This window comes from Tsuneonella sp. HG222, from assembly GCF_053819185.1.
Map to the genome: position 1 here is coordinate 1 of NZ_JBSOQZ010000002.1, position 20,844 is coordinate 20,844.

The 20,844-nt window shown below is 69.2% G+C and carries 23 protein-coding genes; 4 read left to right on the plus strand and 19 right to left on the minus strand.

Annotation, left to right across the window (positions count from 1 at the left end):
• Positions 1-1,155: UDP-N-acetyl-D-mannosamine dehydrogenase (gene wecC / locus ACWPMZ_RS11515; RefSeq protein WP_455704205.1), on the minus strand; the 1,155-nt coding region annotated here is incomplete at its 3' end.
• A gap of 90 nt (positions 1,156-1,245) precedes the next feature.
• Between wecC and ACWPMZ_RS11520 the strand changes: the two genes are divergently transcribed.
• Complete coding sequence (locus ACWPMZ_RS11520) at positions 1,246-2,247, plus strand: NAD-dependent epimerase/dehydratase family protein (RefSeq protein WP_455704206.1); 1,002 nt, start codon at positions 1,246-1,248, stop codon at positions 2,245-2,247.
• Positions 2,248-2,250: 3 nt separating this feature from the next.
• On the opposite strand, the gene wecB is transcribed toward ACWPMZ_RS11520, so the two are convergent.
• From wecB to ACWPMZ_RS11580, 12 genes are all read right to left on the minus strand, one after another.
• Positions 2,251-3,372 carry a non-hydrolyzing UDP-N-acetylglucosamine 2-epimerase gene (wecB, locus tag ACWPMZ_RS11525; protein ID WP_455704207.1) on the minus strand — a complete coding sequence of 374 codons (1,122 nt, stop codon included), beginning with the start codon at positions 3,370-3,372 and terminating at the stop codon, positions 2,251-2,253.
• Between the two features lie 45 nt (positions 3,373-3,417).
• Positions 3,418-3,960, minus strand: coding sequence for a hypothetical protein (locus ACWPMZ_RS11530; protein ID WP_455704208.1), 543 nt, complete (start codon positions 3,958-3,960; stop codon positions 3,418-3,420).
• Between the two features lie 106 nt (positions 3,961-4,066).
• Complete coding sequence (locus ACWPMZ_RS11535; RefSeq protein WP_455704209.1) at positions 4,067-4,582, minus strand: demethoxyubiquinone hydroxylase family protein; 516 nt, start codon at positions 4,580-4,582, stop codon at positions 4,067-4,069.
• Entirely contained in the window at positions 4,579-5,046 is a 468-nt protein-coding gene (locus tag ACWPMZ_RS11540; protein WP_455704210.1) for a disulfide bond formation protein B, read from the minus strand. Before ACWPMZ_RS11540 ends, ACWPMZ_RS11535 begins: the two co-directional genes overlap by 4 nt.
• Positions 5,047-5,066: 20 nt before the next feature.
• Positions 5,067-6,401 carry a S41 family peptidase gene (locus tag ACWPMZ_RS11545; RefSeq protein WP_455704211.1) on the minus strand — a complete coding sequence of 445 codons (1,335 nt, stop codon included), beginning with the start codon at positions 6,399-6,401 and terminating at the stop codon, positions 5,067-5,069.
• A gap of 93 nt (positions 6,402-6,494) precedes the next feature.
• The gene (locus ACWPMZ_RS11550; protein ID WP_455704212.1) at positions 6,495-7,721 is read right to left on the minus strand and encodes a murein hydrolase activator EnvC family protein; all 1,227 of its coding nucleotides are present in this window, start codon (positions 7,719-7,721) and stop codon (positions 6,495-6,497) included.
• Between the two features lie 4 nt (positions 7,722-7,725).
• The gene (locus ACWPMZ_RS11555) at positions 7,726-8,148 is read right to left on the minus strand and encodes a 23S rRNA (pseudouridine(1915)-N(3))-methyltransferase RlmH (RefSeq protein ID WP_455704213.1); all 423 of its coding nucleotides are present in this window, start codon (positions 8,146-8,148) and stop codon (positions 7,726-7,728) included.
• 91 nt (positions 8,149-8,239) lie between these two features.
• Positions 8,240-8,671 carry a ribosome silencing factor gene (gene rsfS / locus ACWPMZ_RS11560; RefSeq protein WP_455704214.1) on the minus strand — a complete coding sequence of 144 codons (432 nt, stop codon included), beginning with the start codon at positions 8,669-8,671 and terminating at the stop codon, positions 8,240-8,242.
• Positions 8,672-8,725: 54 nt separating this feature from the next.
• Entirely contained in the window at positions 8,726-9,391 is a 666-nt protein-coding gene (locus tag ACWPMZ_RS11565) for a nicotinate-nucleotide adenylyltransferase (RefSeq protein ID WP_455704215.1), read from the minus strand.
• Positions 9,388-10,428 carry an aldo/keto reductase gene (locus tag ACWPMZ_RS11570; RefSeq protein WP_455704216.1) on the minus strand — a complete coding sequence of 347 codons (1,041 nt, stop codon included), beginning with the start codon at positions 10,426-10,428 and terminating at the stop codon, positions 9,388-9,390. The genes ACWPMZ_RS11565 and ACWPMZ_RS11570 overlap by 4 nt, the downstream gene beginning before the upstream one ends.
• An 8-nt stretch (positions 10,429-10,436) precedes the next feature.
• Positions 10,437-11,489: an aldo/keto reductase gene (locus ACWPMZ_RS11575; RefSeq protein ID WP_455704217.1), complete on the minus strand. Its 1,053-nt coding sequence runs from the start codon at positions 11,487-11,489 to the stop codon at positions 10,437-10,439.
• A 47-nt stretch (positions 11,490-11,536) separates the two neighbouring features.
• Positions 11,537-12,811, minus strand: coding sequence for a glutamate-5-semialdehyde dehydrogenase (locus ACWPMZ_RS11580; RefSeq protein WP_455704218.1), 1,275 nt, complete (start codon positions 12,809-12,811; stop codon positions 11,537-11,539).
• A gap of 217 nt (positions 12,812-13,028) precedes the next feature.
• On the opposite strand from ACWPMZ_RS11580, the gene ACWPMZ_RS11585 reads away from it, so the two are divergent.
• Both ACWPMZ_RS11585 and ACWPMZ_RS11590 read left to right on the plus strand, forming a co-directional pair.
• Positions 13,029-14,189: a M23 family metallopeptidase gene (locus ACWPMZ_RS11585; RefSeq protein WP_455704219.1), complete on the plus strand. Its 1,161-nt coding sequence runs from the start codon at positions 13,029-13,031 to the stop codon at positions 14,187-14,189.
• Positions 14,182-14,583: a bactofilin family protein gene (locus tag ACWPMZ_RS11590; RefSeq protein WP_455704220.1), complete on the plus strand. Its 402-nt coding sequence runs from the start codon at positions 14,182-14,184 to the stop codon at positions 14,581-14,583. Before ACWPMZ_RS11585 ends, ACWPMZ_RS11590 begins: the two co-directional genes overlap by 8 nt.
• Positions 14,584-14,682: 99 nt before the next feature.
• On the opposite strand, the gene ACWPMZ_RS11595 is transcribed toward ACWPMZ_RS11590, so the two are convergent.
• The 6 genes from ACWPMZ_RS11595 to ACWPMZ_RS11620 form a co-directional block, all read right to left on the minus strand.
• Positions 14,683-15,387, minus strand: coding sequence for a cell cycle transcriptional regulator TrcR (locus tag ACWPMZ_RS11595; protein WP_455704221.1), 705 nt, complete (start codon positions 15,385-15,387; stop codon positions 14,683-14,685).
• A gap of 68 nt (positions 15,388-15,455) precedes the next feature.
• Positions 15,456-16,499, minus strand: a complete 1,044-nt coding sequence (locus ACWPMZ_RS11600; protein WP_455704222.1) for a glycosyltransferase family 4 protein — start codon at positions 16,497-16,499, stop codon at positions 15,456-15,458.
• Positions 16,499-17,407, minus strand: a complete 909-nt coding sequence (locus tag ACWPMZ_RS11605; RefSeq protein WP_455704223.1) for a UDP-2,3-diacylglucosamine diphosphatase — start codon at positions 17,405-17,407, stop codon at positions 16,499-16,501. The genes ACWPMZ_RS11600 and ACWPMZ_RS11605 overlap by 1 nt, the downstream gene beginning before the upstream one ends.
• A gap of 116 nt (positions 17,408-17,523) precedes the next feature.
• Positions 17,524-18,555: an LLM class flavin-dependent oxidoreductase gene (locus ACWPMZ_RS11610; RefSeq protein WP_455704224.1), complete on the minus strand. Its 1,032-nt coding sequence runs from the start codon at positions 18,553-18,555 to the stop codon at positions 17,524-17,526.
• Positions 18,552-19,463 (minus strand): hypothetical protein, encoded by a 912-nt coding sequence (locus ACWPMZ_RS11615; RefSeq protein WP_455704225.1) that lies wholly within the window; start codon positions 19,461-19,463, stop codon positions 18,552-18,554. Before ACWPMZ_RS11615 ends, ACWPMZ_RS11610 begins: the two co-directional genes overlap by 4 nt.
• 2 nt (positions 19,464-19,465) lie before the next feature.
• Complete coding sequence (locus ACWPMZ_RS11620; RefSeq protein ID WP_455705139.1) at positions 19,466-20,467, minus strand: NAD(P)H-quinone oxidoreductase; 1,002 nt, start codon at positions 20,465-20,467, stop codon at positions 19,466-19,468.
• 119 nt (positions 20,468-20,586) lie between these two features.
• On the opposite strand from ACWPMZ_RS11620, the gene ACWPMZ_RS11625 reads away from it, so the two are divergent.
• Positions 20,587-20,793 carry a DUF1192 family protein gene (locus ACWPMZ_RS11625; protein ID WP_455704226.1) on the plus strand — a complete coding sequence of 69 codons (207 nt, stop codon included), beginning with the start codon at positions 20,587-20,589 and terminating at the stop codon, positions 20,791-20,793.
• Positions 20,794-20,844: the final 51 nt, after the last annotated feature.

Genomic DNA, 20,844 nt, shown 5'->3' on the forward strand with positions numbered 1-20,844 from the left:
GCACTCTTCGAGCGCGGTATCGATGTCCACCTGCTCGGCGCCGGTACCCTCGAACTCGCGCGGCAGCTCCAGCGCATAGGGCTCCACCACCCGGACGCGGCTGCCGAAGCGGCGCGCGAGCGTGGCGGCCACGAGCCGGGCCGGGCTTTCGCGGAAGTCATCGATGTTGGCCTTGAAGGCGAGGCCGAGGCAGGCGACCTTCGCGGCCGGATTGGCCTCGACCAGCGCGGCGGCGCGGGCGATCACGTGGTGGATCTTCCCGTCGTTCACGCCCCTGGCGGTACGGATCAACGGCGTCTCGTTCGGCGCGCCATGGACGATGAACCAGGGGTCGACCGCGATGCAGTGCCCGCCCACGCCCGGGCCCGGTGAAAGGATGTTCACCCGCGGGTGGCGGTTGGCCAGGCGTATCACCTCCCACACGTCGAGCCCCATCGCATCGGAGACGACCGACAGCTCGTTGGCGAAGGCGATGTTGACGTCGCGATAAGCGTTCTCGACCAGCTTGGTCATCTCGGCGCTGCGGGCATCGGTCGTCACGCAGGTGCCGCGCACGAAGCGCTTGTAGAACGACAGCGCCTTGCGCGCGCAGCGCGGGGTGATCCCGCCGATCGAGCGATCGTTCTCGATCAGCTCCTTGAGGATATGGCCCGGCAGCACCCGCTCGGGGCAGTAGGCGATGGCGATGTCGGGCGTGCCCTGGCACAGGCCGGGCACGGCTAAGTCGGGCCGTTCGGCGGCAATCATGTCGCGCATGGCCTCGGTCGTGCCGACCGGCGAGGTGGATTCGAGGATCACCGTGTCGCCCGCCTTGATGACCCGCGCGACGTTGGCCGCCGCGGCAAGGACGTAGGTCAGGTCAGGCGTGTGCGCGCCGTCCTTGTGGAACGGCGTGGGCACGGCGATCACGAACACGTCGGCCGGGCGCACCTGGGTATCCGCGCGCAGCAGGCCGCGCTGGACCACGCCCTGCACCAGCCCGTCGAGATCGACCTCCTCGATATGGATTTCGCCGCGGTTGATCGTGTCGACCACCGCCTGGCTCACGTCCATCCCGTTGACCTGCATTCCCGCACGGGCGATGACCGCGGCGGTGGGCAGGCCGATGTAGCCGAGGCCGATAACGGAAACCTGTGGCTGGGATTCGCCGCGCATCGTTGTCTTTCCGGTGGATTGCTCTTCGCGCTGTCCCTAACCACCCGACGGTAAAGATACCGGTAACGCTGTGGCGCTAGGGGCGTGGGCATGAAGGTACTCATCACCGGGGCCGCGGGCTTCATCGGTTCCGCCGTTGCCGAGCGGCTGCTGGCGCGCGGCGACACGGTCGTCGGGATCGACAGCCTCAATGCCTATTACGACGTGGCGCTGAAGAAGGCGCGGATAGCGCGGGTGCGGGCGACCGATGGCGGCGAGCAGTTCGATTTCCGCCAGCTCGATTTCGCCGAAATGGCTGCGCTGAATGCGACGCTTTCCGGTGATGAATTCGACGCTGTCATCCATCTCGGCGCCCAGCCGGGTGTGCGCTACTCGCTGGAAAACCCGCATGCCTACGTCCAGTCGAACCTGGTCGGCCATCTGAACTTGCTCGAATTCGCGCGGCACCGGGCCATCGGGCACATGGTCTACGCCAGTTCGAGCTCGGTCTACGGCGGAAACGAGAAGGTGCCGTTCTCGGTCGAGGACCGGGTCGATCACCCTTACTCGCTCTACGCCGCGACCAAGAAGGCCGACGAGCTGATAAGCGAGACCTACGCCCATCTTTATCGCCTGCCGCTGACGGGCCTGCGGTTCTTCACCGTCTACGGACCGTGGGGGCGGCCCGACATGATGCCGTGGATCTTCACCTCCAAGATCCTGGCAGGCGAGCCGATCCCGGTGTTCAACAACGGCGACATGCGGCGCGATTTCACCTTCATCGACGATATCGTCAGCGGGGTCGTCGCCTGCCTCGACCGTCCGCCGGCCGACGACGGCACGGCCAAGCCGGGCGGCAGCAGGGCGCCGCACGCGCTGTACAACATCGGCAACAACCGGCCCGAGCAATTGATGAAGGTCATCCGCGTGATCGAGGAGGCCTGCGGCCGCGAGGCGCGGGTCGAATACCAGCCGATGCAGGCCGGCGACGTGCCGCAGACCTATGCCGATATCTCGGCGATCGCGCGCGATGTCGGCTATGCGCCCACGACGCCGGTGGAAGTCGGCTTTCCCGCGTTCGTGCACTGGTACAAGGCCTACCACGGCCTCTAGCTTTCAGCGGGCCAGCAGCTCCACGATCCGCGCCGCGCTGCCGCCGTCGCCGAACGGGTTGTGCGCCCGCGACATGGCGGCATAGGCCTCGGCATCGTCGAGCAGGCGCTCGGCCTCGGCCACGATGCGGTTGGCATCGGTCCCGACCAGCTTCGCGGTGCCGCCCGCCACGCCTTCGGGCCGCTCGGTCGTCTCGCGCATGACGAGGACCGGCTTGCCCAACGCGGGCGCTTCTTCCTGTACCCCGCCGCTGTCGGTCAGCATCAGGTCGGCGATCGCCAGCAGGCGGGCGAAATGGGGGTAATCCAGCGGTTCGATCAGCGCCACGTTGTCGAGCCCGCCGAGCCGTTCGTTCATCACCTTGCGGACGTTGGGATTGAGATGGACCGGGAAGATCAGCGCCACGTCGGGCCGCGCGGCGAGGCGCCGGATCGCCTCGGCGATGGCCTCCATCCCGTCGCCGAAATTCTCCCGCCGGTGGCTGGTCACCCCGACGATCCGCTTGCCGGCGAAGCGCGCCTCCAGATCCGCCAGGCCCGACGCAAGCGCAGGCTCGGCTTCGATCCGGGCCACGATCCACTTGAGCGCGTCGATCACCGTGTTGCCGGTGACGTGAATCGCCGCCGGGTCGACGTTCTCGCGCCGCAATGCCTCGGCCGAGGTTTCCGTCGGCGCGCAGTGCAACGCGGCCATCGTGCTCACCACGCGCCGGTTCACCTCTTCGGGGAAGGGATGGAAGATATTGCCGCTGCGCAGCCCGGCCTCGACATGGCAGACCGGGATCTTGCGGTAATAGGCGGCGAGCGCGCCGGCCATGACGGTGGCGGTATCGCCCTGCACCACGACCCAGTCGGGCCGTTCCTCGTCCATCACCTTACCGAGGCCCGTGATCAGCGCCGCGGTCAGCGCGTCGAGCGACTGGTCGGGACGCATGAGGTCGAGGTCGTGATGCGGCACGATCCCGGCGATGGCCAGGACCTGGTCGAGCATTTCGCGGTGCTGGGCGGACACGCAGACCCGGCTCTCGAACCGCGGATCGGCCTCGAGAGCGTGGATCAGCGGGAACAGCTTGATCGCCTCGGGCCGGGTGCCGAAGACGGACAGGATACGCTTGGGGCCGCTCATAAGGGGGCGCCCTAGCGCAAACGGGTTAATCCCGCGCTTACGCCGTCACTCGCCGTCGGGGGTCGGCTCGGACTGTCCGGCCGCCTGTTCGCGGGCGATGCGGGCGTCGTATTCGGCTTCGATGGCCTCGACCCGGCGCTGGGTGTCGGCGGCTTCCTCGTCGATCCCCGAAAGGCGTTCCTCGCGCGCCTTGGCGACCAGCTCGGTGAAACGCACCGTGCTGGAATTGGCTTTTTCCTCGTAGGCTTGCTGGATCATCGCCGCGGTGCAGCCGAGCTCGCCGCCCAAGCCAACGGCGCTGCACGAGAGGGGGCCGAAGTTGCCCACCGCCTCGAAACTGCGGACCCGTTCGGCCCAGGGCTTGTTGGCCGGGCTGTCGCTGCCGCGCAGCGCCTCGGGGATACGGAAACGCTCGTTCTCGTCCATCCGGGCGCAGACCGTGATCTCGCTGTCGGACGAGGCTGGGCATTCGTCATCCCCGTAGATTATCAGGGTGTTGACCCGGTCGCCGCCGGCATCCTGCGCCGCGGCGGGAGTAGCCAGCGCGGCCATCGCGGCGGCGGTCGAAAGGGCGAGAAGGCGGTGCATCGTTGGGTTTCCTGCTGTCTGCCCGCGACTAGGCGCGGGTGCGCGTGAACTGTCAATGAAGGGCTTGATTGGCCAGTTCCAAGCGCTCGAACCGCGCCTGCAGTTCCTAGATTCGTTCGGAGAGCCGGATCGCCGCCCGGCAGCCGAAGCGAATCGCCGCCGAGAGCAGCGGGTAGGCCGGCGCCCGCTCCGCCCCGGCGGCCAAGGCGGCAGCGTGGTGCTCGCGCTCGTCGGCGCGGAACTCGTCGATCATCGCGGCAAGCTCGGGATCGTCGCCGTCGCGTTCGAGCGCAGAGAGCTGGTGCGAATAATGCCGGTCGATCTCTTCCTCGATCGCGGCGGTGCAGGCCATCGCCGCTTCCGGACCGATCAGCGCGGTCGCCGCGCCCAGGGCATAGCCGGCGGCCGACCAGACCGGCTGCAGGGCCGTGGGCCGGGTGCCGCGCCGTGCCATCAGGGCGTTGAAGCGGGCAAGGTGGGCTGCCTCCTGGTCGGCCATGGCGCGGATTTCGGCCGAATGGGGCGCGCGGTCGCCCATCACGGCGAGCTGCCCTTCGTAGATCCGGGTCGCGCCGTATTCGCCCGCCTGGTCGACGCGGATCATCTGCGAACGGTCGGTCATCCCTTTTTCCTCAGCAATGCGAAGATCCACAGGGCCGACGCGGTCGAGACAAGGAAGTTCCAGCCCGCGAGCGAAATGCCGAGGAGCGACCACTGCACCTCGTCGCAGCGCACGAGCGGCGCGTTCATGATGGCGTCGAGCGGGTTGCCGCCTTCGGGCGTCACGGCGAAGTTGCTGCAGGCGGTGAAGCCTTCCCACCAGCCGTATTCGACGCCTGCATGAAAGGCGCCGGTCAGCCCGGCGACGAGGATCGCAAGCCCGGCCAGCCCGACGAGCACCCGCCTGGGCGCCACGACCGTGGAGAGCAGGGCCAGCGCGAGCGCTGCGAAATGGGCATAGCGCTGCCACCAGCACATCTCGCAGGGCCAGAGCCCGAAGGCATATTCGCCCACGTAGGCCCCGCCCAGCAGGAGCGCGGGAACGGCGAGCGCGAGCCGCTGCGCGAGGCGATCGGACGCCGTCATGCGGGTCGCCAACGCCAAGGTCAGCGGCGCGCGGTCTGCACGCCGGCGGTGCGCTTGAGCGTCTTGACCGCGTAGTCGAGCTGGAAGTCCTCGATGCCCTTGGCCTTGAGCTCGTCCACCGTCGCGGTGAACCGCGGATCCTGCCGCACGTCCGCCTCGAGCGCCTCGTCCTCCATGTCGACCTCGTTCACCAGGTGGCGGCGCAGGTCGCTCTCGCGATAGGCGTATTTTGCCTTCGCCGCGGCGTCCGGGTCCGAGAGCTGCGGGACGCGGATGTCGGGTTCGATCCCGCCTTCCTGCACCGAGCGGCCCGACGGGGTGTAGTAGCGCGCGGTCGTCAGCTTGAGCGCCGAATTGCGGGTCAGCGGCAGCAGCGACTGGACGCTGCCCTTGCCGAAGCTGCGCTCGCCCATCACCAGCGCGCGGTGCTGGTCCTGCAGTGCGCCCGCGACGATCTCGCTGGCCGAAGCGCTGCCCGCGTTGATCAGCACGATCATCGGCAGGCCCTGTGCGGCATCGCCGCGATAGACGCTCTCGGCGTCGTAATAGACGGTGTCGCGCCGGCCGCGCCCGCGCTGCGAGACGATCTGCCCCTCGGCAAGGAACAGGTCCGACAGGGCGACCGCCTCGTCGAGCGAGCCGCCCGGATTGCTGCGCAGGTCGAGCACGACGCCGCCCAGCCGCCCGCCGGCCGCGGTGCGCAGCGACTTCAGCGCGTTCGAAACGTCGGCGCCGACATCGCGGCTGAACTCGTTGACGCTGATGTAGCCGATGTTGCCCGCCTTGAGCTCGGAGGTCACCGGTTCGAGCTCGATCACGCCGCGGGTCACGGTCACGTCGAACGGGCCTTCACGCCCGGCGCGCAGGATCGAAAGGCGCACCGGGGTGCCGGCCACGCCGCGCATCTTCTCGACCGCTTCGTCGAGCTCGAGACCGTAGATCAGCTTGCCCTCGATGTGCGAGATGTAGTCGCCGGCCTTGAGCCCCGCCTTGTCGGCCGGGCTGCCCTTGAACGGGCTGACCACCTTCACCATCCCGTCTTCCATCTGCACCGAGATGCCCAGACCCTGGTAGTTGCCGTCGATCATCGTCGTCAGCCGTTCGAAGCTGGCGCCTTCGAGATAGGCCGAGTGCGGATCGAGCGAGGCGAGCATCCCGTCGATCGCGCCGCGGATCAGCGTCTCGTCGTCGACCTGCTCGACGTAGCTGGTCTTGATCCGCTGGTAGGTGGCGAAGAACTTGGCGAACTCGGGCGAGATCGCGCTGTCCACCTGGGCATAGCCGGCAGTGGCCGCGGGCAGCACGGCGACGGCCGTCAGCAGGGCGGCGGCGCGCAGGTGCGAAGCGAATTTCATGGTCCAGTCCTCGGATCGTGTCGTTGGCAGATGTATCGCGCCTGCCGGGTTAATGCCAGATGATGCACGCTGCCCCTCTGCCGATGGCACCGCTCAGCCGACGAACTGCAACGGATTGACCGGCTCCCCGCCGCGCCTCAATTCGAGCGACACGGTCGGGCGGCCCTGCCCCGCGACGCCGAGCGGCGCCCCGCCGACAAGCGCTTCGCCCACTTCGACGTCGGCCCGCGCGAGCCCGGTGACCAGGCTGGCCCAGCCGCCTTCGTGCTCGATGATGACGATGCGGCCATAGCCGCGGAACGGCCCGGCGAAGGCGACGCGCCCCGCCGCCGGGGCGACGACCTGGGCGCCCGCGCGCGGCGCCAGCGTGAGGCCACCTGACAGCCCGCTGCCGGTCGGGGTGCCGAAACCGATCACCGTACGGCCGGTGACCGGCAGGATGTACGGCGACGGCGGGGGCCCGCCGGCGGCGGCGGCGCGCGCGGCCGCCTGCTCGGATGCCGGTTCGGGGGCGCGGTCGGCCAGTTCGGGTTGCGGCGGGCGCAGGACCGGGCCGGGCAGCGCCGCCAGGCGCCGGCGCAGGCCGCCCGCGCGATCGAGCCGGCCGACCAGCGAATCGAGGTCGCGGGCCTCTTCGGCCAGCGCCAGCGCGCGCTCCGCCTCGCGCGCGGCGCTGCCGCTGGCTTCGCGCGAGGCGAGCCGCTGGCGGGTTTCGAGCGCGGCGAGCTGCTTGCTGCGGGTGCCGAAATTGGCCTGCTCCTCGCGCAGGACGCGCGCGGCGGCGATCGCCTGGCCGCGCAGCGCCCGGCCGCGGGCGAGCTGCCCGCGAACGCCCGCGGTGCGCGACTGGACGGCGGGGACGGCGGACGACAGCAGCGCGCGGGTGTAGACCACGTCGCGCACCGATCCGGGCCTCAGCACGGAGAGCGCCACCGGGCGGCGGGAGAACTGTTGCAGCGCGGCGGTAAGGCGCACGAGCGGGCCCTGCTCGCGGCCCAGTGCTTCGCGCAGCTTGGCCCGTTCGCGGTCGACCAGCGCGATGCGCGCCTCGGCCGCGGCGATCCCCGCCTCCGCCTGCTGGACCCGCGCGGCGAGCGCGGCGGCTTCGCGCCGGGTCCGTTCGGCCGCTTCGGTGGCGCGGGCCGCCTCGGCGTCGAGCCGCCGGCTGCGCGCCTCGGCGGCGGTGCGTTCGGCCAGCGCGGAGCGCAGCGCCTCGCGGGTCGCCGCCGGGTCGTCGAAGGCGGGCGCCACGGCGGCGCTGCCGGTCGCGCCGACGAGCAGCAGGGGCAGGAGGGCCAGGAGTGCAGGGGCGCGCTTCACCGCGCTACCCTGCCCGATGATAGGGATGCCCGGCAAGGATCGAGGTGGCGCGAAACAGTTGTTCGAGCAGCATCGCCCGGGCGAGCAGGTGGGGCCAGGTCGCCTTGCCGAAAGCCAGCAGCAGGTCGGCCGAGGCTCGCTCCTCGTCCGAGTGCCCGTCCGCCGCGCCGAGGACGAAGCGGCATTCGCGAATGCCCCCGTCGCGCCAGCTTTCGAGCTGGGCGGCGAGCTGTTCGGAGGAGAGGTCGCGGCCCTTCTCGTCGAGCAGGACGGTGCGGCAGGGGGTCAGCGGATCGGCCACCTTGCCGCCGGTCTCGGGCAGCTCGGTCAGCCTGACGGGCCAGGTCAGCCGCTTCTCGTAGCGCGCGACGAGCTCCGCCTCGGGCGAGCGGGCGATCTTTCCGCGGGCGATGACGTGAAGCAGCACGATGCCTCGTTACCGTGCAAAGGCGTCGGCGGCCAGCCGAGGGCTAAACGGCGCCGGAAATGTCCGCGCACAGGCGCGGACCTGAGTCAGGTTACGCCGTGCCGGCGGCGATCGGGGAGCCGTCTTCGCCGAAGCCCCACATCCGCTCGAGGTTGTAGAAGCTCCTGACCTCGGGGCGGAACAGGTGGACGACCACGTCGCCGGCGTCGATCAGCACCCAGTCGGCGGCAGGCAGGCCCTCGATGCGCGGGCTGCCCTGGCCTGCGTGCTTGAGCCGCTCGGCGAGCTTGGTGGCGATGGCCGCGACTTGCCGCGTCGAGCGCCCGGAGGCGACGATCATATGGTCGGCGATCGACGACTTTCCTTCGAGCGGAATGACCGCGATGTCCTGCGCCTGGTCGTCCTCGAGGCTGTCGAGGACCAGCTTGAGAAGGGTGCCGTCCGCCGGTGCGGATGTCGCGTCAGCCATGCGGACATGCTTGACGGTGCCGGCGGCTGCCGGCTGGGCCTGTGCAGGTGTCATCTGAGGAATATGGGCTCCTTGCCCGGAATGAAAAGCGCCTGAGGTCCGCCGGGCTCATGAAGCCGGAGGTTCCGCAAGGTCGGTGATGAGCGAGTGCGTGACCGCATCCCTCGGCGGTGGGCCGGCGTGCCGGCCTGCCCAGTCGGGATCCGCCTGGCGAAGCTGGGTCGCCGAACGCGGATCGGGATCGAAACGCAATGTGATCAGCGCCGGGGCGCTCCATTCCGTCCGGCTTTTCAAGCTGCTTGCGGCCAGCCGGTAACGCCGCAACCAGGCCATCGCGGGGCTCGCGAGTGCGGCATCGTCATAACCCGGACGGGCGATAACCGCAATCGGCATGGTGCGGGCGATGCCGCGCCAGTCCTTCCAGCGGTGGAACTGGGCCAGGTTGTCGGCCCCCATCAGCCAGACGAATCGCCGCCCGGGATAGCGCCTGGCGAGAGCGCGCAGCGTGTCGACGGTGTAGCGCGTGCCCAGCTCGCGCTCGATCGCGGTGACGCGGATCGGCGCCCGCCGCGCCTGCGCCCGGGCCGAGCGGACCCGCGTCGCGAGCGGGGCCATGCCCGCCCTGGGCTTCAGCGGGTTGCCGGGCGAGACCAGCCACCAGACCTCGTCCAGACCCAGCGCCCCGGCGGCGAACAGGCTGATTCGCCGGTGCCCGCCGTGGGCCGGGTTGAAGCTGCCCCCGAGCAGGCCGGTGACGGGCCCTGTTCGACTCACGATTTGGGCGGATCGCCGGCGCGCGCGCCTTCGCGATAGGAGGATTGCCGCTCGATCATCCAGCCGGGGTATTCGGGCCTGAGCGCGCTGGCGGCGTCGAGTCGCTCGATCTGCGCGGCGCTGAGCGAAACGTCGACCGCGCCAAGGTTGTCGGCCAGCTGGTCGGGCCGCTTGGCGCCGAAGATGACGGTCGAGACCGCCGGCTTGGCGAGCAGCCAGGCCAGCGCCACCTGCGCCACCGTGCAGCCCGCCTCGGCCGCGACGGCGCGCATGACATCGATCGTGTCGTAGGCGCTGTCCTTGTCGACAGGTGGGAAGTCGAAGCTGGCCCGCCGGCCCGCTTCGTCGCCGTCGCGGGTGTACTTGCCCGACAGGAACCCGCCGGCGAGCGGGCTCCAGACCATCAGGCCGACCCCCTCGGAGCGCAGCAGCGGCACGATCTCGCGCTCGATGTCGCGCCCCGCCAGCGAATAGTAGGCCTGCAGCGAAACCGGCCTGTCCAGCCCGAGCCGCTCGGCCACGCCCAGCGCCTTCATGATCTGCCACGCCGCCCAGTTGCTCACGCCGACGTAGCGCGCGCGGCCCGAGGCGACGATCGTGTCCAGCGCGCGCAGCGTGTGCTCGACCGGCGTCGCCGGATCCCAGCCGTGGATCTGGTAGAGATCGACATGGTCGAGTCCGAGACGGTCCAAGCTGGCGTCGATCTGGTGCAGCAGGTGATGCCGCGAGGCGCCGCGATCGTTGACGCCGTCGCCCATCGGCCCGAGCGCCTTGGTCGCCACGATGACGTCGGAGCGATTGACGCCGAGATCCTTCAGCGCCTGCCCGGTCATCCGTTCGGACAGGCCGTTCGAATAGACGTTGGCGGTGTCGATGAAGTTCACCCCGGCATCGAGCGCCGCCTTGACCAGCGCGGTCGCGCCGTCCTGCTCGACATCGGCGATCGCGGTCCACATGCCTTCCCCGCCGAAGGTCATCGTGCCCAGGCAGAGCTCCGAGACATAAAGCCCGGTGTTGCCGAAGTTGTTGTATTTCATATCGTTTCCTATTGCGCGAGGCGCCGCGGGGAGACGCGGAAACCGTGGCGCTGGTTCTGCGCGGCGATGGCCCAGCCGGGGTATTCCGGCTCCAGCGCTCCAATCGGTTCGAGCTGGGCGAGTTCCTCGGCAGTCAGCTCGATCTCGCTCGCGGCGAGGTTCTGCGCCAGCTGGTCGGCCCGCTTGGCGCCGACAATTACGGTCGAGACGACCGGCCGGTGGAGCAGCCAAGCGAGCGCGACGGCCGCGACCGACACCCCCCGTGCTTCCGCCATCGGGCGCATCGCATCGACCGCGGCGAAGCTGATATCCTTGTCGACGCGCGGGAAATCGAGCGTCTTGCGCCGCCCCTCCCCGCTCTGGTTGCCGGTATCGTCGCGCGCGTACTTGCCCGACAGCAGTCCGCCGGCGAGCGGGCTCCAGACCATCAGGCCGAGCCCTTCGCTTTCCAGGAGCGGCACCAGTTCGCGCTCCAGGTCGCGGCCGGAGACGGCGTAGAACGCCTGCAGCGATACGAAGCGGTCCCACCCGCGCTGCGCCTGGATGCCGAGCCCCTTGGCGATCTGCCACGCCGCCCAGTTCGACACCCCGACATAGCGCGCCCGGCCGGACCGGACGATGTCTTCCAGCGCGCGCAGGCCTTCCTCCATCGGCGCATGGGGGTCCCAGCCGTGAATCTGGTAAAGGTCGACGTGGTCGAGCTGCAGCCGTTCGAGGCTGGCATCGACCTGATGCAACAGGTGGTAGCGTGAATAACCCGAATCGTTCGGGCCGGAGCCCATCGGACCCATGCCCTTCGTCGCCACGATCACCCGGTCGCGCGCGATTCCGAGGTCCTTCAGCGCCCGGCCGGTGAATTCCTCCGATTGCCCTTCCGAATAGACGTTCGCGGTGTCGATGAAGTTGATCCCGCCGTCGAGCGCTTGCTTGACGAGCGCGGTCGAACCGGCCTGGTCGAGATCGTGCTGGAAGAAACCGCCCGACTTGTTGCCGAAGGTCATCGCCCCCAGGCACAGCTCCGATACGACGAGCCCCGTGCTGCCCAGCCGGTTGTAACGCATCGCTCTCTCTCCTTCCGCGTCAGCCTACGCAGGCGGGAGAGCGGATATCAAGGCCGCGTCTGCCCGGTGCCGCGCACCTGCCACTTGTAGGTCGTCAGCCCTTCGAGCGCGACCGGGCCGCGCGCGTGCAGCCGGCCGGTGGCAATGCCGATCTCGGCCCCCAGGCCGAACTCGCCGCCGTCGGCGAACTGGGTGCTGGCGTTGACCATCACGATGGCGCTGTCGACTTCCGCCAGGAAGCGCTCCGCGGCCGCTTCGTCCGACGTCACGATGGCATCGGTGTGGCCCGAGGAATGGCGCGCCACGTGATCGAGCGCGGCGTCCAGCCCGTCGACCACCGCGACCGAAAGGATCGCGTCGAGATACTCGCAGTCCCAGTCGTTGGCGCTGGCCGGCTTGATACGGCTGTCGATCGCTTGGGCGCGGGCGTCGCCGCGCAGTTCGCAGCCCGCGTCGAGCAGGGCCGCCACGACCTCGCCCGCAGCCGGGAAGCCGGTGTCGAGCAGCAGGGTTTCCATCGCCCCGCAGATTCCGGTGCGCCGCATCTTGGCATTGAGGGCGACCGACCGGGCCATCGCCGGGTCGGCGGCGGAATGGATGTAGGTGTGACAGATCCCGTCGAGGTGGGCGAGCACGGGCACGCGGGCATCGTTCTGCACCCGCTCGACCAGACTCTTGCCGCCGCGCGGCACGATCATGTCGATCAGCCCGGCGGCGCGCAGCATGGCGCCGACCGCCTCGCGGTCCTGCGTCGGCATCAGTTGCACCGCGTCGGCCGGGGCGCCCGCCTCGGCCAGCCCTTCGGCCAGCGCCGCGTGGATCGCGCGGTTGGAATGGATCGCTTCCGATCCACCGCGCAGCAGCGCCGCATTGCCCGAGCGGAAACACAGCGCCGCGGCATCGGCGGTCACGTTCGGGCGGCTTTCGTAGACGATGCCGATCAGGCCGATCGGGATGCGCACGCGCGACAGGTCGAGCCCGCTGGGGACCGTAGCGTGCGAGATGATCTCGCCCACCGGGTCGGGCAGCGCGGCCACCGCCTCGACTGCGGCAGCTATACCTTCGAGCCGCTGCTCGTCGAGCAGCAGGCGGTCGAGCAGCGCCTTCGACAGGCCGCGCGCCTCGCCCGCGGCGATGTCGCGGGCATTGGCGGCGAGGATCGTGGCGGCGTTGCGGCGCAGGGCGGTTGCCGCGGAGCGCAAGGCGGTTGCCTTCTCCGTATCGTTCATGCGGGCCAGCGCACGTTGCGCCCGGCGCCCCGAGCGCGCCAGATCGGCGACCAGCGAATCGCAGTCTGCGGCAGGTTCCGGTCTGGTCGACATGGCACTCTCCATCGGCTTTCGGCGACCCCTAGCGGCACGGGGATCGATTCGCCCGTTTTTCTTCTGTTCCGGGCCAAATCTGCATGGTTCCCGAGGTTTTGTTCGACTCGTCCCGATTCCCTTTCGACTCGCCCAAGAGTCGTGGGCATCGATTCGCCGCACATAACATTTCTTGATAGGCGCGCCGCGATCCAAAAAAACGGGACGTGGGGTCGACTTGAAAGATAATCGCGCCGGCGGGGTACGGGCCCGCCTGCGAAGCTGGTTTCCCGATCGCGAGTTCTTCATGCGATCGCGGGGGCAGGTCCGCTTCGTAACTCTTACTTCGAAAGTGCAGATGCTCGCCGCCGGCGGGGCCCTGGCGGCCGTGGTCGCCTGGGGCGGCTCGATGGCGGTCATGGGCGTGCTGCAGTACCAGGCCCAGTCCGCGCGCAATTCGCTGCTCACCCGCGAGGCGCAAGTCGCCACCGCGGCGAGCCGGGTCGATGCCTATCGCGCGGATCTCGACGAAGTGGCCGACGACCTGACCAAGCGGCAGGATTTCATCGAAAGCGTGATGCCGATGCTGCCCGACGACGTGCAGCCCGACGAAACGGTTTCGGACAGCAGCGACGAAGCGGCCAAGACGGTCGCCAAGGTCAGCGCATCGATCCCCGAGGCCGGCGCGCTGGCCCGGCTCGAGGCGCGCCAGCTGGCCTTCGTCGAGAACCTGACGCGCTATGCCGACCGCCGCGCCGCGGTGGCCGAAAAGGCCATTCGCCAGCTCGGGCTCGATCCGCGCACGATGGTCAATGCGGCCCGCTCCGCGATGGGCGGCCCCTTGCAGAGGCTTTCCACCAACCGCGACGGCACGACCGATCCGCGCTTCGCCCGCCTGGGCGCGAGCATGGAGCGGATGGACGCGCTCGAGCGTGGGCTCAAGGGCATCCCCCAGGTCATGCCGGCCGACATGCGCATGATCTCGTCCGGCTTCGGCTATCGCAGCGATCCCTTCACGGGCGGCGCGGCGATGCACTCCGGCCTCGACTTCCGCGGTCCGGTCGGCGCGCCGATCCATGCCGCGGCGGCCGGGCGGGTCTGTTTCGTCGGCCAGAAATCGGGTTACGGCAACGTGGTCGAAGTCTGCCACGGCAACGGCCTGACCACCCGCTATGCCCATATGTCGCGTTTCCGGTCCAAGGTCGGCCAGACTGTCGCCGCGGGCGACGTCATCGGCGCCATCGGCAACACCGGCCGATCGACCGGCCCGCACCTCCACTTCGAGGTGCGTGTCAACGACCGCGCGGTCAATCCGCGCCCCTTCCTGGAGTCAGCCCCCCATGTTCTCGAAGAAGCCCGAGGAACGCTCGCCGACGGGAGCGCCGCGGACAATGGCTAGCGGCTCGACCTTTTCCGTGTTCGGCACCGATGTCGTCGTCCGGGGCGATGTCGCCGCCAGCGCCGACCTGCACGTCGACGGCACCGTCGTGGGCGACATCACCTGCGCTTCGCTGGTGCAGGGCGAGAAGAGCGTGGTCGAAGGATCGATCACTGCCGAGACCGCGCGCCTGGCCGGGACGGTCAAGGGCACGATCACCGCGCGCGAGCTTGTCATCCTGAAGTCGGCGAAGATCGAGGGCGACGTGCATTACGACGCGCTGACGATCGAGCATGGCGCCACGGTGGACGGCCGCTTTGCGCACGACGCCGGCCGCCCGGCCGCTCCCGCCGCCAGCCCGCCGCGCGGCGAGAAGACCGACGATGGCGAACCCCGTTTGACGCTGGCCGGCTGAACTCCCCGGCCAGACCAAAGGAAAGGGCCGCTCCCGGCGAGGAAGCGGCCCTTTTCGTTGTCCGCCCCGTGCGTGGGGGCGTGGGGCGTGCGGCCGGGTTCAGGCCTGGGCCTCGCCCGCCTCCGCCGCGCGCTTGGCTTCGAGCCAGGCTTCGGCCTCGGCTTCCTGCGCGGCTTCGACCGCGACCTTGGCGGCGGCATCGCGTTCGGCGACCAGTTCCTCGATCAGCCTCGCACGATCGTCACGCGCTTCGACGACGGCCACCTCGGGCGCCTCGGTGCCGGCCTTCTTGGCCGCACGGGCGACCGCCGCGTCGAGCTCGCGCTGCGAGCACAGGCCGAGGGTGACCGGATCCTTCGCCTGGATGTTCTGGATGTTCCAGTGGCTGCGTTCGCGGATCGCGTTGATCGTGTTGCGCGTGGTGCCGATCAGCTTGCCGATCTGCGCATCGGAGATTTCCGGATGGTTGCGAATGATCCAGGCGATGCCGTCGGGCTTGTCCTGCCGCTTGGACACCGGCGTATAGCGCGGGCCCTTGGTGCGGCTGACGTCGACCGGGGCGCGCTGCATCTGCAGGCGATAGGCGGGATCCGCCTGCCCCTTCTCGATTTCGTCGTGCGAAAGCTCGCCCGAATGGACCGGATCGCGCCCGGTGTACTTCGAGCTGGCGAGGTCGTCGGCCATGGCCTGCACCTCGAGGATGTGGAGCCCGCAGAACTCGGCGATCTGTTCGAAGCTGAGCGCGGTATTGTCGACCAGCCAGGAGGCGGTCGCATGGGGCATGAGCGGGGTGGGCTGGGCCACTGGTTCTCTCCGATAAAATAGAAGGGCCGCCCCTCTCGGGACGGCCGCTTGCCCAAGGATGTAGGCCATCACGCAGCGCGCGGCAAGGATTCTCCGTCGTCGCGTGCCGAACCGCCGGGCTGGAGCGCGGCTAGAAACTGGTCGGTGCTCGCCTGCCAGGTGAATTGCGCTGCGTTTCGCAGGCAGTCGGCGCGGTCCAGGGCCAGCGCGGCGGCGATCGCGTCGTCGATTCGATCGGCCATGGCGCCCGAGCGGGCGTCGAGCACGTCGCACGGCCCGGTCACCGGATAGGCCGCGACCGGCGTGCCGCAGGCCATGGCCTCGAGCATGACCAGGCCGAAGGTATCGGTGCGGCTCGGGAAGACGAAGACGTCGGCGCCCGCATAGCACGAGGCCAGCGCCGCGCCCGACTTGCGGCCGAGGAAATGGGCGTCGGGAAATTCGCCGCGCAGCCGGGCGAGCGACGGGCCGTCGCCGACCAGGACCTTGGAGCCGGGATGGGTGCTGCGCAGGAACGCCTCGACGTTCTTTTCCGGCGCGATGCGACCGACGTAGAGCTGAATCGGGCGGGGCAGGCCGAGGAACAGGCCGGGCGGCGGCACGTCGGGCCGGAAGGTGGCCCTGTCGACGCCGCGGGTCCACGGGCGCAGATTGGTCAATCCCTGCCGTACCAGCTCCTCGCGCATGCTTCGCGTGGCCACCATGATGCCGGCCGACTGGCGGTGAAAGCGGCGGAACAGCGGCCAGAACAGCGACGCCGGCAGGTGGGTGCGGCGGGCGATGTAATCGGGAAACTGGGTGTGGAACGCGGTGGTGAAGACCCGGCCGACGCTCAGGCAATGGCGCCGCGCCGCATGCCCGAGCGGCCCCTCGGTGGCGATGTGCACCGCATCGGCCGAAAAGCCCTCGATCCGCTCGCCCAGCTCGCGCGCGCCGGCAAGCGCAAGCCGGATTTCGGGATAGGTCGGGCACGGGACCGTGCGAAACTGATCGGGGGCGAGAACGGCGACGGTATGCCCGCGTCGGGTGAGCTCGCCCACCGTTGCCGTCAGCGTGCGGACCACGCCGTTGACCTGCGGCAGCCATGCATCGGTGACGATCGCGATGCGCATCAGGCCGCCGCCGGAAGACGGACGATCGCGGCTTCGGCTGCCGCCTCCTCGCGCCGGGCCACTTCGGCGGGCCAGTGGAGCAGTTCCATCCGCCCGTCGAAATGCTCGACCAGCGCCGTGCACCCTTCGACCCAGTCGCCATCGTTGTAGTACTCGATGGAGCGGCCATCGTGCAGGAACTCGCGCATCTCCGCGGTGTGGATATGCCCGCAGACCACTCCGTCCACGCCGCGCGTTCCCGCCGCCCGCGCCACGACTTCCTCGAACTGGGAAATGAACGAGACCGCGTTCTTGACCTTGTGCTTGGCCGTCTTGCTGAGCGACCAGTAGGGCAGGCCGAGCGCGGCGCGCCCGGCGGCGACCCAGCGGTTAAGGCCCATCAGCAGCGTGTATGCCGCGTCCCCCACGAACGCGAGCCAGCGGTGGGCGAGCATGACCGCGTCGAATTCGTCGCCGTGGAGGACCAACAGCTTGCGGCCGTCCGCCGTTTCATGGATCGCGGCGCGCTGGATCTCGACGCCGCCGAAGTTCATGCCGGAGAACTGGCGGAACATCTCGTCGTGATTGCCCGGGACGTAGACGATCCGCGTGCCGCGCCTGGCCCGCTTGAGCACGCGCCAGACGATGTCGTTGTGCGCGGCCGGCCAATAAACCCGCTTCCGGAGCCTCCAGCCGTCGATGATGTCGCCCACCAGGTACATCGTCTCGCTGTCGGTATGGTCGAGGAAATCGATCAGCAGGTCGGCGTTGCACCCCTTGGTGCCCAGGTGGACGTCGCTGATCCAGATCGTGCGGAAGCGCCGCCGCCCCTCGATCTCCGGCTCGGGCGTGCCGGGCGCCGAACGGCCCGGAAAGGCGAAGATCCCGCGATTGTTGCCGACGTATCCGTCTTCGTAACTCTGCAGCATGGCCGCCGAACCCTTTGCGGTTGTCCGGAACCTGCCAATGCGCGGAAAATGTTACATGCGAATCACGGAACGGCGACGGTTCCGCGACACTGTGACAGGCCCATGACCCGCAACGGCTAGGCGAATGGGGGCATGACCTCTTCGGCAAACAGCGTGGCGGTCTGGGCGATTTCCTCTTCGGCAAGATCGCCGAAGCCGATTTCCAGCGCCATGTAGTCGATCCCCGCCACGTCGCGCGACCGGGCGATCCAGTCGCGCACCAAAGCGGGAGAGCCGGCGAAGGCCATGCCCGCCTTCATCGCCGCATCGAAGGTCGGCGCCAGCGGGAACGGCGGCATCCCCAGCCGCAGCGGCAGCCAGTTGAACGAATCGGCAAAGCGCTTCCATGCCCGTTCGCCCAGCGCCAGCGCCTCTGCATCGGTCGGCGCCACGACGAGTTGGCGGGCGAGCCCCAGGAACGGCGCGGCATCGCCGGTCCGCCCGGAGGCCGCCAGCTTCTCGCGGTAATCGTCGAAGATCGGCCGGGTCCGTTCGTCGGGGATCAGGCACAGCAGGTTGACGCCGTAGCGCGCGGCCCACTCGTTGCGGTGGCTCGATGCAGTGCCGTACCACAGCGGGGGATGCGGGCGCTGGATGGGGCGTACGCGCAGTTCCACCTCGGGCAACTGATAGTGCGGGCCGTCATGCGCGGCGATCCTGCCGGTGCCCAGCCCTTCGAGGATCAGGCCCAGTGCTTCCTCGAACATCGGCGCAAGATCGTCGACAGCCAGCCCGAAGCGGGTGTGTTCGGCCGGTTGCCCGCCCCGCCCGATGCCGACCTGGAAACGGCCGCCCGAAAGCTGGTCGAGCACGGCGATCTCCTCGAGCAGGCGCACCGGGTGGTGCAGCGGCAGGAGATAGACCAGCGAGCCCAGCCGGATCATGCGCGTGCGCGCCGCGACCGCCGCCAGGAACACCGAGGGCGAGGGCGCCATGCCCAGCTCGGTCGCATGGTGTTCGGCCATGTGGTAACAGTAGAAGCCGAGCTTCTCGTAGAGCTCGACCAGCCGCAGCCGCGCGGCCAGCTCGTCGGCCACGGCCTGCCCGTTGGCGTCGACATGGTCGAACACCCCGAACCGCATCCCGCGCTGCTGACCCCCGCCGCTCATCGGACGACGTAGCCCTGGGGTGCGACCCACGGGCTGACCATGTTGTACGGGACGGTGATGAACACCGCTTCGACCCCGGCGATCTTGCCGTCGTCGATCTTGAACAGTTCGAGCAGCGCGAAACTGTGCGGGAAGTGGAACACCGACTTGGTGCGCGTCATGCCGTCGGTCCAGGTGACATCCACCACCTTGCCCGAATGATCGATGAAGCCTGCTGCCAGCACGATGCCCTTCTCCTCGTCGACCAGCGGGAAACGCCGGTCGCGCAGGCGGTCGTCGTAAATGTATTGGCCGAGCCGGAACTGGTCGGCGGTGCCCATCGCGGCGACGGGATAGTCGGGGACTTCGGTGCGGGTCGTCTGCAGCCCGTTCTCGATCCGGTCGCAGTCGTCGGTGAACTCGGTGAAAAGCGTACCGTCGTTGAGCTGGAGAGTGTCGAAGTATCCGTCGGCGATGGAGACCATCCTGGCGCGCGGCACGCGGCGCTCCTGCGGTACGTCGGCCAGCATGACCGGGCGCGGCCGGCGGTCGGGTTCGATCACGGGGAACGGTCCGAACTCGAACTGGCGGCAAACGATCGTCTCGACCTCGGCGATGGCGCCGTCCGTGACGGCGATCCGCAAGCCCATGATCGCCGGGTCGCCGCGTTCCTCGATCACGCCGAACCAGGCAACCTGTCCGGTCTGCGGATCGGCGACCTTGAGATCGTAGTCGGGACGTACCGCGGTGACCGTGTTCCACGCCCCGTCACCGAGCGACAGTTGCACGTTGTTTTCGGTGAACACCACATGCTCGGCCCAGGGCAGGCGGGACCAGTCGCGCGCCGCCAGCGCGGCGAGATAGCGGTCGGCCAGCGCGTATAGCCCTGCCCGGTCGAGCCCTTCGCTGGCCCGCGAATTCACCGTCATCCTCACCCCTCTCCAAAGGCTTCGAGCACTATCTTGCCGACATGCTCGCCGTTTTCCATCCTTTCGTGCGCCGCGGCCGCCTGGGCCAACGGAAATGTCATGTCCATGGCCGGGCGCAGTTCGCCTGCGGCCACCGCGGGCCAGACGTTGGCGCGGATGTCCTGTGCCAGCAAGGCCTTGAAGGCGTCGGATCGCGGCCGCAGCGTCGATCCGGTCAGCGTCTGGCGCTTGACCATCATCGGCCCGACCTTGATCGTCGCTTCGCGCCCGCCGAGCGTGGCGATGGTGACCAGCCGCCCCTCGACCGCGAGGCAATCGAGATTGCGCTGCATGTAAGGCCCGGAGACCATGTCGAGGATGATATTCGCCCCCTTCCCGGACGTCGAATTCATCACTTCGGCCGTAAAATCGACTGTCTTGTAGTTGATCGCCCGATCGGCCCCCAGTTCGCGGGCTGCATCGCACTTCTCATCGTCGCCGCAGGTCACGATCACGGTCAGCCCGAACAGCTTGCCCAGCTTGATCGCCATGCTGCCGATGCCGCTCGTCCCGCCATGCACGAGCAGCGTTTCCCCGTCGCGCGCCATCCCGCGCTGGAACACGTTGTGCCACACGGTGAACAGCGTTTCGGGCAGCGCCGCGGCTTCGGCCAGCGGCAGGCCTTCGGGCACCGGCAGGCAGGCGCCCCATTCGGCCAGGCAGTATTCGGCATAGCCGCCGCCGTTGGTCAGCGCGCAGACCGCGGTGCCCGGTTCCATCCAGGGCGCGACCTGCTGCACGTCGGATCCGAGGGCCACGACATGGCCCGAAATCTCCAGGCCCGGCAGCGGCGAGGCATTGGCCGGCGGGGGATAGGCGCCCATCCGCTGCAGCACGTCGGGCCGGTTCACCCCGGCAAAGGCGACGCGCACCAGCACCTGCCCCGGCCCGGGGGTGGGAACCGCCATCTGCGCCGGAACCAGCACCTCGGGCCCGCCGGGCGCCGATATGGCGACCCCGGTCATCGTCTCGGGAAAGTCAATCACGGCCCAGTCTGCCCCCTGTAGCCCAAATGCCACGCTCCACATCCGTAGTGGCCCCTCCCATTGACAGCAAGCCATGCGGGTTGCGATGCAGTGCAGCAATGGACGAGGACGACCTCCCTCGCCCGCGGGGCGATGCCGCCAGCTTGCTGGCGAAGGAAAGCCTCGACACCTATTCCCAGGACGAGCTGATGACCCGCGTGGCCCTGCTGCGCGCGGAGATCGAGCGGGTGGAGGCGCACCACGCGAAAGCCGCCGCCCATCGCAGCGCTGCCGACGCGCTGTTCGGCAAGAGGCCCGGCGAGTGATCGCGCCGCCCCTCGCATTCTGCCAGGGGCGTCCCATATTGCGCTGGTCGA

Excerpts from the sequence above, each read along its gene's own strand:
- ACWPMZ_RS11520 (WP_455704206.1), top strand. The coding sequence starts at position 1,246 with ATGAAGGTACTCATCACCGGGGCCGCGGGCTTCATCGGTTCCGCCGTT.
- wecB (WP_455704207.1), bottom strand. The coding sequence starts at position 3,372 with ATGAGCGGCCCCAAGCGTATCCTGTCCGTCTTCGGCACCCGGCCCGAG.
- ACWPMZ_RS11530 (WP_455704208.1), bottom strand. The coding sequence starts at position 3,960 with ATGCACCGCCTTCTCGCCCTTTCGACCGCCGCCGCGATGGCCGCGCTG.
- ACWPMZ_RS11535 (WP_455704209.1), bottom strand. The coding sequence starts at position 4,582 with ATGACCGACCGTTCGCAGATGATCCGCGTCGACCAGGCGGGCGAATAC.
- ACWPMZ_RS11540 (WP_455704210.1), bottom strand. The coding sequence starts at position 5,046 with ATGACGGCGTCCGATCGCCTCGCGCAGCGGCTCGCGCTCGCCGTTCCC.
- ACWPMZ_RS11545 (WP_455704211.1), bottom strand. The coding sequence starts at position 6,401 with ATGAAATTCGCTTCGCACCTGCGCGCCGCCGCCCTGCTGACGGCCGTC.
- rsfS (WP_455704214.1), bottom strand. The coding sequence starts at position 8,671 with ATGACACCTGCACAGGCCCAGCCGGCAGCCGCCGGCACCGTCAAGCAT.
- ACWPMZ_RS11570 (WP_455704216.1), bottom strand. The coding sequence starts at position 10,428 with ATGAAATACAACAACTTCGGCAACACCGGGCTTTATGTCTCGGAGCTC.
- ACWPMZ_RS11575 (WP_455704217.1), bottom strand. The coding sequence starts at position 11,489 with ATGCGTTACAACCGGCTGGGCAGCACGGGGCTCGTCGTATCGGAGCTG.
- ACWPMZ_RS11580 (WP_455704218.1), bottom strand. The coding sequence starts at position 12,811 with ATGTCGACCAGACCGGAACCTGCCGCAGACTGCGATTCGCTGGTCGCC.
- ACWPMZ_RS11590 (WP_455704220.1), top strand. The coding sequence starts at position 14,182 with ATGGCTAGCGGCTCGACCTTTTCCGTGTTCGGCACCGATGTCGTCGTC.
- ACWPMZ_RS11600 (WP_455704222.1), bottom strand. The coding sequence starts at position 16,499 with ATGCGCATCGCGATCGTCACCGATGCATGGCTGCCGCAGGTCAACGGC.
- ACWPMZ_RS11605 (WP_455704223.1), bottom strand. The coding sequence starts at position 17,407 with ATGCTGCAGAGTTACGAAGACGGATACGTCGGCAACAATCGCGGGATC.
- ACWPMZ_RS11610 (WP_455704224.1), bottom strand. The coding sequence starts at position 18,555 with ATGAGCGGCGGGGGTCAGCAGCGCGGGATGCGGTTCGGGGTGTTCGAC.
- ACWPMZ_RS11615 (WP_455704225.1), bottom strand. The coding sequence starts at position 19,463 with ATGACGGTGAATTCGCGGGCCAGCGAAGGGCTCGACCGGGCAGGGCTA.
- ACWPMZ_RS11620 (WP_455705139.1), bottom strand. The coding sequence starts at position 20,467 with ATGACCGGGGTCGCCATATCGGCGCCCGGCGGGCCCGAGGTGCTGGTT.
- ACWPMZ_RS11625 (WP_455704226.1), top strand. The coding sequence starts at position 20,587 with ATGGACGAGGACGACCTCCCTCGCCCGCGGGGCGATGCCGCCAGCTTG.